Origin of the sequence: Streptomyces sp. NPDC059454 (assembly GCF_042749965.1) — a bacterium.
GTDB lineage: Bacteria > Actinomycetota > Actinomycetes > Streptomycetales > Streptomycetaceae > Streptomyces.
The window spans coordinates 19,730-35,833 of sequence record NZ_JBHYVC010000077.1; the positions used below are offsets into that span (position 1 = coordinate 19,730).

At 72.3% G+C, this 16,104-nt stretch carries 13 protein-coding genes; 10 read left to right on the plus strand and 3 right to left on the minus strand.

The features are described from left to right. Window positions 1-21 precede the first annotated feature (21 nt). Entirely contained in the window at window positions 22-267 is a 246-nt protein-coding gene (locus ACFXAE_RS32535) for a hypothetical protein (RefSeq protein ID WP_384722057.1), read from the plus strand. A 55-nt stretch (window positions 268-322) separates the two neighbouring features. Further along, window positions 323-1,312 (plus strand): DNA polymerase III subunit delta, encoded by a 990-nt coding sequence (gene holA / locus ACFXAE_RS32540; protein WP_384722060.1) that lies wholly within the window; start codon window positions 323-325, stop codon window positions 1,310-1,312. 190 nt (window positions 1,313-1,502) lie between these two features. Here the strand turns inward: holA and rpsT are convergent, their stop codons facing one another. Continuing rightward, on the minus strand, window positions 1,503-1,769 hold the full coding sequence (rpsT, locus tag ACFXAE_RS32545) for a 30S ribosomal protein S20 (RefSeq protein WP_384722063.1): 267 nt from the start codon (window positions 1,767-1,769) through the stop codon (window positions 1,503-1,505). 254 nt (window positions 1,770-2,023) lie between these two features. Here rpsT and lepA point away from each other — a divergent pair, with 254 nt between their 5' ends. From lepA to hemW, 4 genes are all read left to right on the plus strand, one after another. Further along, window positions 2,024-3,892, plus strand: a complete 1,869-nt coding sequence (gene lepA, locus ACFXAE_RS32550) for a translation elongation factor 4 (protein WP_384722065.1) — start codon at window positions 2,024-2,026, stop codon at window positions 3,890-3,892. Window positions 3,893-4,151: 259 nt separating this feature from the next. Beyond that, window positions 4,152-6,026 carry an AMP-dependent synthetase/ligase gene (locus ACFXAE_RS32555; RefSeq protein ID WP_384722068.1) on the plus strand — a complete coding sequence of 625 codons (1,875 nt, stop codon included), beginning with the start codon at window positions 4,152-4,154 and terminating at the stop codon, window positions 6,024-6,026. A 725-nt stretch (window positions 6,027-6,751) separates the two neighbouring features. Then, window positions 6,752-8,809, plus strand: coding sequence for a SpoIIE family protein phosphatase (locus tag ACFXAE_RS32560; RefSeq protein ID WP_384722071.1), 2,058 nt, complete (start codon window positions 6,752-6,754; stop codon window positions 8,807-8,809). Window positions 8,810-8,836: 27 nt separating this feature from the next. Then, the gene (gene hemW, locus ACFXAE_RS32565; protein WP_384722074.1) at window positions 8,837-10,069 is read left to right on the plus strand and encodes a radical SAM family heme chaperone HemW; all 1,233 of its coding nucleotides are present in this window, start codon (window positions 8,837-8,839) and stop codon (window positions 10,067-10,069) included. A 128-nt stretch (window positions 10,070-10,197) separates the two neighbouring features. Here hemW and ACFXAE_RS32570 read toward each other — a convergent pair whose 3' ends face one another. Beyond that, complete coding sequence (locus tag ACFXAE_RS32570) at window positions 10,198-11,007, minus strand: DUF3097 domain-containing protein (protein ID WP_384722077.1); 810 nt, start codon at window positions 11,005-11,007, stop codon at window positions 10,198-10,200. Between the two features lie 34 nt (window positions 11,008-11,041). Next, window positions 11,042-11,776, minus strand: a complete 735-nt coding sequence (locus ACFXAE_RS32575) for an MBL fold metallo-hydrolase (protein WP_384722080.1) — start codon at window positions 11,774-11,776, stop codon at window positions 11,042-11,044. A gap of 162 nt (window positions 11,777-11,938) precedes the next feature. Here ACFXAE_RS32575 and hrcA point away from each other — a divergent pair, with 162 nt between their 5' ends. The 4 genes from hrcA (at window position 11,939) to ACFXAE_RS32595 (ending at window position 16,013) form a co-directional block, all read left to right on the plus strand. Next, window positions 11,939-12,955, plus strand: coding sequence for a heat-inducible transcriptional repressor HrcA (gene hrcA / locus ACFXAE_RS32580; RefSeq protein ID WP_384722083.1), 1,017 nt, complete (start codon window positions 11,939-11,941; stop codon window positions 12,953-12,955). Further along, a complete protein-coding gene (gene dnaJ / locus ACFXAE_RS32585; protein ID WP_384722086.1) occupies window positions 12,955-14,091 on the plus strand; it encodes a molecular chaperone DnaJ in 1,137 nt (378 codons plus the stop codon). Before hrcA ends, dnaJ begins: the two co-directional genes overlap by 1 nt. Before the next feature lie 111 nt (window positions 14,092-14,202). Beyond that, window positions 14,203-15,276 (plus strand): nitronate monooxygenase, encoded by a 1,074-nt coding sequence (locus tag ACFXAE_RS32590; protein ID WP_384722089.1) that lies wholly within the window; start codon window positions 14,203-14,205, stop codon window positions 15,274-15,276. After that, window positions 15,273-16,013, plus strand: a complete 741-nt coding sequence (locus ACFXAE_RS32595; protein WP_384722092.1) for a 16S rRNA (uracil(1498)-N(3))-methyltransferase — start codon at window positions 15,273-15,275, stop codon at window positions 16,011-16,013. Before ACFXAE_RS32590 ends, ACFXAE_RS32595 begins: the two co-directional genes overlap by 4 nt. The last annotated feature ends 91 nt before the right edge of the window (window positions 16,014-16,104 follow it).

A 16,104-nucleotide genomic window follows, 5' to 3' on the forward strand; every position in this document is an offset into this window, starting at 1 on the left:
CGGTACCGGACAATGGCCCGTGTGAGTGATGTGCGACATGTGCTGGTGCTGCCCGACCGTGAGGCCGCGGAGGAGGTGGCCGAGGCCCTCGGGGAGCGGTTCGGCGTGGCCGAGGAGCCGCGGCTGGTGCGGGACGCGCTCGCCGGTGAGGACGACGCGGAGGACGCGCAGTGGCTCGTCGTCCTGCGGGACGAGCCGGGCCGGCTGGACCCCGGAGAGCTGAACGAGTTCGTGGCCGGGTGGGACGGCTGGCGGGAGGAGCCGTAGTCCGGCGACCGCCGGCCGGGCGGCGTTGTCGGTGGCGCGTGGGATGCTTGTCGCGATGGCCAGGAAGACCGCATCCGACGACCCTCTCGCCCCGGTGACACTCGCCGTGGGCCAGGAGGACCTGCTGCTCGACCGTGCCGTGCGGGAGGTGGTGGCCGCCGCGAGGGCCGCCGACGCCGACACGGACGTACGCGACCTGACACCGGACCAGCTCCAGCCCGGCACCCTCGCCGAGCTGACCAGCCCGTCGCTCTTCGCGGAGCGCAAGGTCGTCGTCGTACGCAATGCGCAGGACCTCTCGGCCGACACCGTCAAGGACGTGAAGGCGTACCTCGGCTCGCCCGCCGAGGAGATCACCCTTGTCCTGCTGCACGCGGGCGGCGCCAAGGGCAAGGGGCTGCTCGACGCGGCGCGCAAGGCGGGGGCGCGCGAGGTGGCGTGCCCGAAGATGACGAAGCCGGCGGACCGGCTGGCCTTCGTGCGGGGCGAGTTCCGGACCACCGGGAGGTCGGCCACCCCGGAGGCGTGCCAGGCGCTGGTCGACGCCATCGGCAGCGATCTGCGGGAGCTGGCCTCGGCGGTGTCCCAGCTGGTCGCGGACGTCGGGGGGACGATCGACGAGGCGGTCGTCGGGCGGTACTACACCGGGCGGGCCGAGGCGTCGAGTTTCGAGGTCGCCGACCGGGCGGTCGAGGGACGCGCGGCGGAGGCGCTGGAGGCCCTGCGCTGGTCGCTGTCGACGGGAGTGGCCCCGGTGCTGATCACCAGCGCGCTGGCCCAGGGCGTACGGGCGATCGGCAAGCTGTCGTCGGCGCGCGGCGGCAGACCGGCCGACCTGGCCCGCGAGCTGGGCATGCCGCCCTGGAAGATCGACCGGGTCCGGCAGCAGATGCGCGGCTGGACCCCGGACGGCGTGGCCGTCGCCCTGCGCGCGGTCGCCGAGGCGGACGCGGGCGTGAAGGGCGGCGGGGACGACCCGGGGTACGCCCTGGAGAAGGCGGTCGTCACCATCGCCCGGGCGGCGCGCTCGCGGGGACGGGCGTAGCGGGACGGAAGAGCCCGAAGGCCCCGCCCACCACCCGGGGAAGGGTGTGAGGACGGGGCCTTCGGTTGAAGCGCGTGAGCCCGTACCCGCGTGGCGAACGCAGGCCGCGTACGAGCTCGGGGTGCCGGCCGGGGGCGGATGAGAGAGGGCCCGCCCGAAATCCGGCCGACGGTCAGATCAAAAGGGTGGTTCAGCCCTTGACGGCCGCGACCTTCTGAGCCAGCGCCGACTTCTTGTTGGCGGCCTGGTTCTTGTGGATGACGCCCTTGGAGACGGCCTTGTCGAGCTGACGCGCGGCGACGCGCTGGTACTCGGTGGCCTTCTCGGTGTCACCCGCGGCGGCGGCCTCACGGGCCTTGCGGATCGCGGTCTTCAGAGAGGACTTGACGGCCTTGTTGCGCAGCCGGGCCTTCTCGTTGGTCTTGTTCCGCTTGATCTGGGACTTGATGTTCGCCACGAATGAGCCTCTACAGGTTCTGGCACGGGACCGCACGGGAGCCGCACGGTTTCGGTGCCGGGTGATTTCTTGGGGTGTGCCTCGCGCTGAGAGGGCATGAGACACAGCCCCCCACACTACCAGCGGCCCATTCAGTGGCCCAAACCCGTCTCCGGTCGCCACCCGTGGGACCATGGAAGCTACGTATCGATCCGACCCGAGACCGCAGACGCACAAGCACACGTATGCGGACGCCTCAAGAATCAGGACCCTGCGTGCCCGCGATCCCCAGCCATGTGCCCGAGCCGAGCCGTACCGACCCCGCGCTGATCCGCAATTTCTGCATCATCGCGCACATCGACCACGGCAAGTCCACGCTCGCCGACCGGATGCTCCAGCTGACCGGAGTGGTCGAGCAGCGGCAGATGCGCGCTCAGTACCTCGACCGCATGGACATCGAGCGTGAGCGCGGCATCACGATCAAGTCCCAGGCGGTGCGGTTGCCGTGGGCGCCCACCGACGACAAGGGCAACACGCACATCCTCAACATGATCGACACCCCGGGGCACGTCGACTTCACCTACGAGGTCTCGCGTTCGCTCGCCGCGTGCGAGGGCACCGTCCTCCTGGTCGACGCGGCCCAGGGCATCGAGGCGCAGACCCTCGCCAACCTCTACCTGGCGATGGAGAACGACCTCACGATCATCCCGGTGCTCAACAAGATCGACCTGCCGGCCGCGCAGCCCGAGAAGTTCTCCGAGGAGCTGGCCAACCTGGTCGGCTGCGACCCCGACGACGTGCTCAAGGTCTCCGCGAAGACCGGCCTCGGCGTCGAGGCGCTGCTGGACAAGGTGGTCGCCGAGATCCCCGCCCCGGTCGGCGTCAAGGACGCCCCCGCCCGCGCGATGATCTTCGACTCGGTCTACGACTCCTACCGCGGTGTCGTGACATACGTCCGTGTCATCGACGGCCAGCTCAACAAGCGCGAACGCATCCGGATGATGTCCACGGGCGCCACCCACGAGCTGCTGGAGATCGGCACCAACTCGCCGGAGATGCTGTCCGCCGACGGCCTCGGCGTCGGCGAGGTGGGCTACCTGATCACCGGTGTGAAGGACGTCCGCCAGTCGAAGGTCGGTGACACCGTCACCAGCCAGCACAAGGGCGCCGAGGAGGCGCTCGGCGGCTACAAGGACCCCAAGCCGATGGTGTTCTCCGGCCTCTACCCGCTGGACGGCTCGGACTACCCGGAGCTGCGCGAGGCCCTCGACAAGCTCCAGCTCAACGACGCCGCCCTGGTCTACGAGCCGGAGACCTCCGCCGCCCTCGGCTTCGGCTTCCGCGTCGGCTTCCTCGGCCTGCTGCACCTCGACGTGATCCGCGAGCGCCTCGAGCGCGAGTTCGGGCTCGACCTGATCGCCACCGCCCCCAACGTGGTCTACCGCGTGGTCATGGAGGACGGAACCGAGCACGTCGTCACCAACCCGAGCGAGTTCCCCGAGGGGAAGATCAGCGAGGTCTACGAGCCGGTCGTACGCGCCACCATCCTGGCGCCCAGCGAGTTCATCGGCTCGATCATGGAGCTGTGCCAGACCCGGCGCGGTGTCCTGCTCGGTATGGACTACCTCTCCGAGGACCGGGTGGAGATCCGCTACACCCTCCCCCTCGCCGAGATCGTCTTCGACTTCTTCGACCAGCTGAAGTCCAAGACCCGCGGCTACGCCTCCCTGGACTACGAGCCCACCGGCGAGCAGACCTCCAGCCTGGTGAAGGTCGACATCCTGCTGCACGGCGACAAGGTGGACGCGTTCTCCGCGATCACCCACAAGGACGCGGCGTACGCGTACGGGGTGCGGCTCGTCGCCAAGCTGCGCGAGCTCATCCCGCGCCAGGCCTTCGAGGTGCCCATCCAGGCCGCCATCGGCTCCCGGGTCATCGCCCGCGAGACCATCCGCGCCATCCGCAAGGACGTCCTCGCCAAGTGCTACGGCGGTGACATCTCCCGCAAGCGGAAGCTGCTGGAGAAGCAGAAGGAAGGCAAGAAGCGGATGAAGATGGTGGGTTCCGTGGAGGTCCCGCAGGAGGCCTTCATCGCCGTCCTCTCCAGCGACGAGAACGCGGGATCGGGCAAGGGCAAGAAGTAGCCGGGGGAGTGACCGGAGGTTACCGCGGGTCACTCCGCAAACCGGGCGGAACAGGGGCCCGTCGCGCGAAAGTGCGGCGGGCCCCGCGCGTTCACCGGGTAGCTGTCTGTACGAAGTAACAGGCCGCAGGCCCTTACGTCATCGCCGGTCGGCCTTTACTCTGATGCCCACTCGCTAGTTACTCGCCAGTTAAACAACGGCGCGAGGAAACCCAAGCCCCACTGAGCCAGCCGCACCGTCGCGGGTCCCGGAGGATGTCGTGAGCGACACACAGACACTGATCGAGAACCGTCCGCCGAGCGTGGCGAACCTCTTCCTGGAGCGTGTGGCGGCCACACCGGACGCCGAGGCCTACCGCTACCCGGTCCCGGCGGCCTCCGGCGAGGGCCCGGACGAGTGGAAGTCCCTCACCTGGGCGGGCACCGCCGAGCGGGTCCACGCCATCGCGGCCGGCCTGATCGAGCTGGGCGTCGGGCCCGAGCAGCGGGTCGCGCTGGCCTCCTCCACCCGGGTCGAGTGGATCCTCGCCGACCTCGGCATCCTCTGTGCCGGCGCCGCCACCACCACGGTCTACCCGCAGACCAACGCCGACGAGTCCGCCTACATCCTGTCCGACTCCCAGAGCCGGGTGCTCATCGCGGAGAACGCCGAGCAGGTCGCCAAGGCGGTCGAGAAGCGCGCGGAGCTGCCCGAGCTCACGCACGTCGTGGCCGTCGACACGGCCGGCGTCGAGACCGACGACTTCGTGATCACTCTCGCCGACCTGGAGAAGCTCGGCGCCGCCCGGCTCCAGAAGGAACCGGAGCTGATCAAGGAGCGGGTCGCCGCGATCACCAAGGACCAGCTCGCCACCCTGATCTACACCTCCGGCACCACCGGCCGCCCCAAGGGCGTGCGCCTGCCGCACGACTGCTGGTCGTACATGGCGAAGGCGATCGCCGCGACCGGGCTGGTCAGCGGCGACGACGTGCAGTACCTGTGGCTGCCGCTCGCGCACGTCTTCGGCAAGGTGCTCACCTCCGGACAGATCGAGGTCGGCCACGTCACCGCCGTCGACGGCCGCGTCGACAAGATCATCGAGAACCTTCCGGTGGTCCGGCCGACCTACATGGCGGCCGTGCCCCGCATCTTCGAGAAGGTCTACAACGGCGTGGCCGCCAAGGCGAAGGCCGGCGGCGGCGCCAAGTACAAGATCTTCCAGTGGGCCGCAGGCGTCGCCCGCGAGTACGCCAAGGTCACCCAGGACAACTTCCGCCGCACCGGCACCGCGAGCGCCCCCTTCGGCCTCTCGGCGAAGCACAACATCGCCGACAAGCTCGTCTACGCCAAGATCCGCGAGGCCTTCGGCGGCAACCTCCGCGCCTGCGTCTCCGGCTCCGCGGCCCTCGCCCCCGAGATCGGCTACTTCTTCTCCGGCGCCGGCATCCACATCCTGGAGGGCTACGGCCTCACCGAGTCCTCCGCCGCCTCCTTCGTCAACCCGGGCGAGGCCTACCGCACCGGCACCGTCGGCAAGCCGCTGCCCGGTACCGAGGTCCGCATCGCCGACGACGGCGAGATCCTGCTGCGCGGCCCCGGCATCATGCAGGGCTACCACAACCTGCCCGAGAAGACCGCCGAGGTCCTGGAGGAGGACGGCTGGTTCCACACCGGCGACATCGGCGAACTCTCGCCCGACGGCTACCTGCGCATCACCGACCGCAAGAAGGACCTGATCAAGACCTCCGGCGGCAAGTACATCGCCCCCGCCGAGGTCGAGGGCCAGTTCAAGGCGATCTGCCCCTACGTCTCCAACATCCTCGTCCACGGCGCCGACCGGAACTACTGCACCGCCCTCATCGCCCTCGACGAGGCCGCCCTCGCGCCCTGGGCGGCCGAGAACGGCCTGGCGGGCAAGCCGTACGCGGAGATCGTCGCCGCGCCCGCCACGGTCGAGATGGTCGACGGCTACGTCAGGCAGCTCAACGAGGGTCTCCAGCGCTGGCAGACCATCAAGAAGTTCCGCCTCCTCCCGCGCGACCTCGACGTCGAGCACGGCGAGATCACCCCGAGCCTGAAGCTGAAGCGCCCGGTGGTGGAGCGCGAGTACAAGCACCTCATCGAGGAGATGTACGCGGGCACGCGCGAGGCGTGAGCGTCGCGGTGTGACGGGCGAGCGGGGCGGGGGTGATCCCCCGCCCCGCTCGCCCGTGACCGGGCGGTCGGCGAGGGTCGGAACGTGCTCGGCGTGCATGTCGTGGAGCCGGCGCGGCGGGAACGCCGGACAGACGATCTCCTGGAAGACCTCCACGTCGGGCCGTCGCGGTGTGGAGGATCGGCTTCCCGCGCCGCCCGTGAGGTCAGATGCCGTCGACCTGGAGCGGTGCCGTCCCCTGAGGTGCTCGGGCCGGCCTGGGACGGACTCAAGTGGTCCGGCGGTCGGGACGTGAGACGTCGACGCGGCCGACCCACCAGCCTGTTCACCCGTGGTCGGCCCCCGTAGGGCGGACACGGGAGACGGGGCATCGGCAACCGTGCCGGTTCCCGGCCCTGCCGGGCCCGGTGCCCGGTGCCGGCGAACTTGGTGTGCCGGCCCGGCCTTGTTCCCGGAGCCGGGAGGCGGTGCCGCTTGCCGGGGGCCTCGGAGCGCAGGACGATGCCACGGGCGGCATCCGGGCCCGTCAAGGTGTGGCCCCCGGCACGCATTCCGATGCTGTCCGGAACGGGCCGACTTTCTGTTCGTTCCTGAACACGTGAGGAGCACTGTTCTCACCCCTGACGGTTCACTTCGGTGACTCGGCGCTCATGGACGGGTCCGGTCTGTCACCCTGTCGACAGCGATCGAGGTTCTATTCGTACGAACTGTCCGGGGAGCTGCCCATGGGGGCCATTCCGACCCAACGGGAGACCGCCTCGTGCGCCTCCGGCGCGCGGGAGCGCGCGTGGGTGGACGCGACCCTGCCCGGGAGCCCTCTCGCGCCGGGCACCGCACGCGCGGTGCTCCGCAAGGCGCTCACCGAGTGGACGGAACTCGCCCTGCCCGGCGCCGAACACCTCACCGGCCGCGTCGGTGACGACGCCACGCTGATCGCCAGCGAACTCGTCACCAACGCCGTCGTGCACGCCGGCACCGAGGTGCGTCTGACGTGCGGGCTGGAGGAGGAGACCGGCGCGCTCGTCGTCGAGGTCGCCGACCAGCACCCCTCCCGCGCGCCGCGCGGCGACGATGCGGAGGCGCCGGCGTACGAGACCCCGGAGTACGGGCGCGGCCTGCGCCTCGTCGCCGCGCTCTCCGAGGCATGGGGCATCACCTACCGTCCGGGCACCAAGACGGTGTGGGCGCGCCTGGCCGCCGGGGGGTGCGCGGCGGGCGAACAGATCGAGGCGTACGCGGGGGAGCGCACGCTGGCGCGCGACCTGAGGGTGGCGGAGATCCTCGCGCCGGAGCCGCCCCGGGCGGAACGCGGCGCGCCCGACCCGTTGGAAGCACTCGCCCCGCTGGTCTCCCGATGCCCGTCCGGCCACCGGGAAGGGCCCGGTCCCGCCCGTGACACCTGGCGCGGCGGCTCGTACGGCGACGACTGGCTCGCCCGCCGGCACGGGCGGGACGGGACCTGGCTGGGGCGCGGCGCCCTCTCCTTCCTCGCCGAGGCGTCCGACCTGCTCGCCGGGCAGCTCGACGAGGACCTGGTCACCTCGCTCACCGGGCAGCTGATCGTGCCGCGGCTGGCCGACTGGTGCGCGGTGTGGCTGGAGGACGAGACCACCGGCCACGGCGGCGGCTGGGGCGAAAGGACACGGGCCGGCGGTCCCCGCCTCGCCCGGGTCTGGCACGCCGGCGAGAACCGCATCGAGGAACTGAGCCGGGCACTGGAACAGAACCCACCGCACCCCTGCGACCCGTTGGGCCCGGGTCCCGTCCCCTACCCGTGGCCGGACGAGGCGCTCGACGTCCCCGGTGACGGCGTCTTTGCCTCCGGCACCGCCCTCGCCTACCGGCTCGTCGCCGGCGGGCGCCCGCTCGGCACGCTGGTGATCGGGCGGGGCGGGATCGACCGGTTCCCCGACGAGATCACCGGCCTCGTGGAGGACCTCGGACGGCGCGTCGCGCTCGCCATCGGGGCCGCCCGGCAGTACTCCCGCCAGGCCACCATCAGCGCCGTGCTCCAGCGCGGACTGCTGCCCGGCGCCGTCGCCGAGATCCCCGGCGTACGCAGCGCCCTCGTCTACGAACCCTGCGACAAGGGCGGACCCAGCGGCGACTTCTACGACCTCTTCCCGGCCGGCCACGGCCGCTGGTGCTTCGCCGTCGGCGACGTCCAGGGCAAGGGACCCGAGGCCGCCGTCGTCATCGGACTGGCCCGGCCCTGGCTGCGGCTGCTCGCCCGCGAGGGCTACCGCGTCGCCGACGTCCTGGACCGCCTCAACCAGCTCCTCCTCGACGACGCCACCGAGGCCGCCGACGCCGCCGCCCGCGCGCTGGTGGCCGCCGGTGCCCGCCCGACCGCCCCCGGCGACGGCCCCCAGACCCGTTTCCTCTCCCTCCTCTACGGCGAACTCGTCCTCTTCGACGGCGGCGTCCGCTGCACCCTCGCCTCCGCCGGACACCCCCTGCCGCTGCTGCTCGCCCCCGACGGCTCGGTCCGTGCCGTCGCCCAGCCGCAGACCCTGCTCGGGGTCGTCGAGGACGCCACCTACACCAGTGAGACCTTCGAGATGTACTCCGGCGACACCCTGCTCTGCGTCACCGACGGGGTCACCGAGCGGCGCTCCGGCTCCCGCCAGTTCGACGACGGCGACGGGCTCGCCCTGGCCCTGTCGGGGTGCGCGGGGATGGACGCCGAGCTGATAGCGGAACGGATCACACAGCTCGTGCACGCGTTCGGGGCCCGCCCGCCGGCCGACGATCTCGCGCTGCTGGTGCTCCAAGCGGAGTGACGCGGCGGGTGCGGGACAATGGAGCACATGCCTTCCGCACTCCCCGACGGCGAGCCCGTCCCCGCCGACGGCGCGCTGCCCGCGTCCGCGCTCGCCGGGGTCGCCGACCGCCCCCTCGGCTTCTACCTGCACGTCCCGTACTGCGCGACCCGCTGCGGCTACTGCGACTTCAACACCTACACCGCGACCGAGCTGCGCGGCAGCGGCGGCGTGCTGGCCTCCCGCGACAACTACGCCGAGACGCTGATCGACGAGATCCGTCTGGCCCGCAAGGTGCTGGGGGACGACCCGCGCGAGGTCCGCACGGTGTTCGTCGGCGGCGGCACCCCCACCCTGCTGGCCGCCGGGGACCTCGTACGGATGCTGGGGGCGATCCGGGAGGAGTTCGGGCTGGCGCCGGACGCCGAGGTCACCACGGAGGCCAACCCGGAGTCGGTCGACCCGGCCTACCTGGCGGCCCTCCGCGCGGGCGGCTTCAACCGGATCTCCTTCGGTATGCAGAGCGCCCGGCAGCACGTGCTGAAGGTCCTCGACCGCACCCACACCCCCGGCCGCCCCGAGGCGTGCGTCGCCGAGGCCCGCGCGGCCGGCTTCGAGCACGTCAACCTCGACCTGATCTACGGCACGCCGGGGGAGTCCGACGACGACTGGCGGGCCTCCCTGGACGCGGCGGTCGGCGCAGGGCCCGACCACGTCTCGGCGTACGCGCTGATCGTCGAGGAGGGCACGCAGCTCGCCCGCCGCATCCGGCGCGGCGAGGTGCCGATGACCGACGACGACGTGCACGCGGACCGGTACCTGATCGCCGAGGAGACGCTGTCGGCGGCGGGCTTCGACTGGTACGAGGTGTCGAACTGGGCCACCTCCGACGCGGGCCGCTGCCTGCACAACGAGCTGTACTGGCGGGGCGCCGACTGGTGGGGCGCGGGGCCCGGGGCCCACTCGCACGTGGGCGGGGTGCGCTGGTGGAACGTCAAGCACCCGGGCGCGTACGCGGCGGCGCTGGCGGAGGGGCGGTCGCCGGGGGCGGGCCGCGAGCTGCTGTCGGACGAGGACCGGCGGGTGGAGCGGATCCTGCTGGAGCTGCGGCTGCGGGAGGGCGTGCCGCTTTCCCTCCTCCGTCCGGAGGGGCTGGCGGCTTCCCGGCGGGCCCTGACGGACGGGCTGCTCCAGCATGGACCGTACGAGGAGGGCCGTGCGGTCCTCACCCTGCGGGGGAGGCTGCTGGCGGACGCGGTGGTGCGGGACCTGGTGGACTGACCTGAGATCTCTTCGCCCCCGCCGCCCCTTTTCGTCCCGTCCCCGGGGCTGCGCCCCCGGACCCCCGCTTCGGCCCTGGGCGGAGCCCCGGGTCGGGAAGGGGCGGCGGGGGCGGAAGTGCACGCCTCTCAGGCCGGTGCCGTGACGAAGTCGATCAGTTCCTCCACGCGGCCCAGGAGCTGGGGCTCCAGGTCCCTGTAGGAGCGCACCGAGCCGAGGATCCGCTGCCACGCCTCGCCCGTGTTCGCCACGCGCCACCCCAGCGCCCGGCACACCCCCGTCTTCCAGTCCTGACCACGCGGCACCCGGGGCCACGCCTCGATCCCCACGGAGGCCGGCTTCACCGCCTCCCAGACGTCGATGTACGGGTGGCCCACCACCAGCGCGTGCTCGCTCGTCACCGCCTCCGCGATCCGCCACTCCTTCGACCCCGGCACCAGGTGGTCCACCAGGACGCCCAGCCGCGCGTCCGGGCCGGGGGAGAAGTCCTCGACGATCGACGGCAGGTCGTCCACGCCCTCCAGGTACTCCACGACCACGCCCTCGACGCGCAGGTCGTCGCCCCAGACCTTCTCGACCAGCTCCGCGTCGTGCCGCCCCTCGACGTAGATGCGCCCCGCGCGGGCCACCCGCGCCCGCGCGCCGGGGACGGCGACCGAACCGGACGCCGTACGGGTGGGCCGCCGAGGACCGGCGGCCGGCCGCACCAGCGTCACCGCGCGGCCCTCCAGCAGGAAGCCCCGCGGCTCCAGCGGGAACACCCGGTGCTTGCCGAAGCGGTCCTCCAGCGTCACCGTGCCCGCCTCGCAGCGGATCACCGCGCCGCAGAAGCCGGTGCCGGGCTCCTCCACCACCAGGCCGGGCTCGGCCGCGACCTCGGGAACGGGCGGCTGCGGTTTCTTCCACGGAGGGGTCAGGTCGGCGGAGTACTGGCGCATTCTGATGACGATACGAGGAGCGCGCCCGCGGCGATCAGTCCGACACGCCGAAACGGGCCGCCAGGGCGTCGCGCTGGGCCCGGACGAACGCCGCGTCCACCACCGCGCCGTGGCCGGGGACGTACCGCGCGTCCTCGCCGCCCAGCTCGAGGAGCCGGTCCAGCGCGGCCGGCCAGTGCGACGGTACGGCGTCGGTGCCGGCCTGCGGTTCGCCCGACTCCTCGACCAGGTCGCCGCAGAAGACCACCTCCGGGTCGCCGGGGACGAGGACCGCGAGGTCGTGGGCGGTGTGGCCCGGACCCACGTTCGCCAGCAGCACCTGCCGGCCGCCGCCCGGACCGAGATCGAGCGTCCACTCGCCGGACACCGCGTGCCGCGGCGGGACCAGCGCCTCGACGGCCTCCTCGGCCACACGCGCGTCCAGCCCGTGGCGCACCGCGTCCGCGCGCAGCTCCTCGCGCCCGCGCGCCGTGAGCACCGTCTCCATGCCCACCGCGCCGAACACCTCCGCGCCCGCGAACGCCGCCGTCCCGAGGATGTGGTCGAAGTGGGGGTGGGTGAGCGCGAGATGCGTCACACCGCGACCGGTGAGCGCCTGCGCCTCCCTCCGCAACCGTGCGCCCTCGCCCAGACCGGAACCCGCGTCGACGAGCAGCACGCCGTCCGCGCCGACCACGAGCCCCGCCGTGCAGTCCCACCCCGGCAGCCGGCACCGCCCCACCCCGGAGGCCACTTGCTCCCATCCCGACTCTTCCCAAGTCACGGTCATACCGGGACGCTATCGGGGACGACGCCGCCCGGCACGAGGGCGCGGGGACCGGCCTTGCCCGGGGCGTGCCCCCCGGCCGTACACTGGGCCGGGGAAGTTTGGCACTCGCGTGCGAAGAGTGCCAGGGACGTTACCGCGCGGAAGGCTCTGGAGGTGTGCGCGATGCTCAGTGAACGCAGGCTCCAGGTGCTGCGCGCCATCGTCCAGGACTATGTGGGCACCGAGGAGCCCGTCGGCTCCAAGGCCCTCACCGAGCGGCACAACCTCGGCGTCTCCCCGGCCACCGTGCGCAACGACATGGCGGCCCTGGAGGACGAGGGCTTCATCGCCCAGCCGCACACCAGCGCCGGGCGCATCCCCACCGACAAGGGATACCGGCTGTTCGTCGACAAGCTCGCCGGCGTCAAGCCCATGAGCCCGCCCGAGCGGCGGGCCATCCAGAACTTCCTCGAGGGCGCCGTCGACCTGGACGACGTGGTGGCCAGGACCGTACGGCTGCTCGCGCAGCTGACCCGGCAGGTCGCCGTCGTGCAGTACCCGTCGCTGACCCGCTCCACCGTGCGGCACGTGGAACTGCTGTCCCTCGCCCCCGCGCGGCTGATGCTGGTGCTGATCACGGACACCGGCCGGGTCGAGCAGCGCATGGTCGACTGCCCGGCGCCGTTCGGCGAGTCCTCCCTGGCGGACCTGCGGGCCCGCCTGAACAGCCGGGTCGCCGGCCGACGGTTCGCCGATGTGCCGAGCCTGGTGGAGGACCTCGCGGAGGCGTTCGGGGCCGAGGACCGCGGTACGGTCTCGACGGTGCTCTCCACTCTCCTGGAGACGCTCGTCGAGGAGAACGAGGAGCGGCTGATGATCGGCGGCACCGCCAATCTCACCCGCTTCGGACATGACTTCCCCCTCACGATCCGACCCGTCCTGGAGGCACTCGAGGAGCAGGTCGTGCTCCTCAAACTCCTTGGCGAGGCGGGGGATTCGGGCATGACCGTGCGCATCGGGCACGAGAACGCCTATGAGGGACTCAACTCCACGTCCGTCGTGTCGGTGGGCTACGGTTCGGGCGGCGAGGCGGTTGCCAAGCTCGGCGTGGTCGGACCGACCCGCATGGACTACCCGGGAACGATGGGAGCGGTACGCGCAGTGGCACGGTACGTCGGACAGATCCTGGCGGAGTCGTAGTGGCCACGGACTACTACGCCGTACTCGGCGTACGCCGCGACGCGTCGCAGGAGGAGATCAAGAAGGCCTTCCGGCGGCTCGCCCGCGAGCTGCATCCGGACGTCAATCCTGATCCCAAGACGCAGGAGCGGTTCAAGGAGATCAACGCCGCCTACGAGGTGCTGTCGGACCCGCAGAAAAAGCAGGTCTACGACCTCGGCGGCGACCCCCTCTCGCAGGCCGGCGGCGGTGGTGCGGGCGGCTTCGGGGCCGGTGGCTTCGGCAACTTCTCCGACATCATGGACGCGTTCTTCGGCACGGCGTCGCAGCGCGGGCCGCGCTCGCGCACCCGCCGGGGCCAGGACGCGATGATCCGCATCGACGTCGAGCTGGACGAGGCCGCGTTCGGCACGACCAAGGACATCCAGGTCGACACGGCCGTCGTCTGCACGACGTGCAGCGGCGAGGGCGCCGCTCCGGGCACCACCGCCCAGACCTGTGACATGTGCCGGGGCCGCGGTGAGGTCTCGCAGGTCACGCGGTCCTTCCTGGGCCAGGTCATGACGTCCCGCCCCTGCCCGCAGTGCCAGGGCTTCGGCACGGTCGTCCCCACCCCGTGCCCGGAGTGCGCGGGCGACGGCCGGATCCGTTCCCGGCGCACCCTCACGGTCAAGATCCCGGCCGGTGTCGACAACGGCACCCGGATCCAGCTGGCCGGCGAGGGCGAGGTCGGGCCCGGCGGCGGTCCCGCCGGTGACCTGTACGTGGAGATCCACGAGCTCCCGCACGCGCAGTTCCAGCGGCGCGGCGACGACCTGCACTGCACGGTCACCCTCCCGATGACGGCGGCGGCCCTCGGCACCAAGGTGCCGCTGGAGACGCTGGACGGCATGGAGGAGGTCGACATCCGGCCCGGCACCCAGTCCGGCCAGTCGATCCCGCTGCACGGCCGGGGCGTCACGCATCTGCGCGGCGGCGGCCGGGGCGACCTCATCGTCCACGTCGAGGTCCAGACCCCGGGCAAGCTCGACCCGGAACAGGAACGCCTCCTGCGGGAACTGGCCAAGCTCCGGGGCGAGGAACGGCCCACGGGGCAGTTCCAGCCGGGGCAGCAGGGGTTGTTCTCGCGGTTGAAGGATGCCTTCAACGGGCGCTGACGCACTCGTTCGGGGGTGCCGTCGCCGGGTCCGCCGCCCTGTCGAAAAGTGGCTTATGCCAAGAGGAAGGGCGGATTCGGAGTTGGTCGGAGGACGTGACAACATGCCGTCATGTCCTCCGTGCTGACCGATATCTGCCCGCACCCGATCGTGCAGGCCCCGATGGCGGGCGGTGTCGCCGTGCCGCAGCTCGCCGCGGCCGTGTCCGAGGCGGGCGGGCTCGGTTTCCTGGCCGCCGGCTACAAGACCGCGGACGGGATGTACCAGGAGATCAAGCAGCTGCGGGGACTGACCTCCCGGCCCTTCGGCGTCAACCTCTTCCTGCCGCAGCCGGAGACGGCCGACCCGGCCGCCGTCGGCGTCTACGCCCACCAGCTGGCCGGTGAGGCCTCCTGGTACGAGACCGCGCTCGGCGACCCCGACAGCGGCCGCGACGACGGCTACGACGCCAAACTCGCCGTGCTGCTGGACAACCCGGTGCCGGTGGTGTCGTTCCACTTCGGTGTGCCGGCCCGCGAGGTCCTGGACTCCCTGCGCCACGTCGGTACGTTCACGCTGGTCACCGCCACGACCGCGGAGGAGGCCCGGGCCGTGGAGCGGGCCGGCGCGGACGCGGTGATCGCGCAGGGTGTGGAGGCCGGCGGCCACCAGGGCACCCACCGCGACGTCCCGGAGGCGGACGGCTCCGGCGTCGGACTGCTGTCCCTCGTCGCCCAGGTCCGGGAGTCGGTCGGCATCCCGGTCGTCGCCGCCGGCGGCATCATGCGCGGCGGCCAGATCGCCGCCGTCCTCGCGGCCGGCGCCGCCGCGGCCCAGCTCGGCACGGCCTTCGTCGCCGCGCACGAGTCCGGCGCGCACGCCCTGCACAAGCAGGCCCTCACCGACCCCCTGTACGTCCGCACCGAGCTGACCCGCGCCTTCTCCGGCCGCCCGGCCCGCGCCCTGGTCAACCGTTTCCTGCGTGAGCACGGCCCGTACGCGCCCGCCGCCTACCCGGACGTCCACCACCTCACCGCGCCCCTGCGCAAGGCCGCCGCCAAGGCCGGCGACGCGCAGGGGCTGGCGCTGTGGGCGGGGCAGGGCCACCGGATGGCCCGCGAGCTGCCCGCCGGGCGGTTGGTGGAGGTGCTGGCCGCCGAACTGGCCGCCGCCCGGACGGCGTTGTCGGCGGGAGGTGCCCGATGACCGCGCCGGTGTTTGTTGTCGACCACTTCGGCACGGACGGCACCGGCCGCCACGTGCTCGACGGGCCGGAGGGGCGGCACGCCGTCTCCGTGAAGCGGCTGCGGGCCGGCGAGGGCGTCGTCCTCACCGACGGCGCGGGCCGCTGGGCCGAGGGCGAGGTGGACGGCACCGAGGGCAAGGACCGGCTGATCGTGCGGCTCGGCCGAGTCGTGGAGGAGCCCGAGGAGTTCCCCCGGCTCACCGTCGTCCAGGCCCTGCCCAAGGGCGACCGGGGCGAGGTGGCCGTGGAGACGATGACCGAGGTCGGCGTCGACGTGGTCGTGCCGTGGTCGGCGTCCCGCTGCGTCACGCAGTGGAAGGGCGAGCGCGGAGCGAAGTCCCTCGGCAAGTGGCGGGCGACGGCCCGGGAGGCCGGCAAGCAGTCCCGCCGGGTGCGCTTCCCGCGGGTCGCGGACGCGGCGACGAGCAAGCAGGTTGCGTCACTTCTCGCCGAAGCGGAGTTCGCGGCCGTGCTGCATGAGAGTGGTACGGAGCCGCTGGCGGCCGCGGAACTTCCCACCTCCGGTGACATTGTTCTGGTCGTCGGGCCCGAGGGCGGTGTCTCTCCGGAGGAGTTGGCCCTCTTCGAGGCGGCCGGGGCGCGGGCCTATCGGCTGGGGCGGAGTGTGCTGCGTACGTCCACCGCCGGTACAGCTGCGGCGGCGCTGCTGCTCGGGCGTACGGGGCGGTGGTCCTGACCTGAGGGTTTTCGCCCCCGCCGCCCCTTCCCGTCCCGAACCTGGGGCTCCGCCCCAGACCCCGCTCCTCAAACGCCGGAGAGGCTGGAAG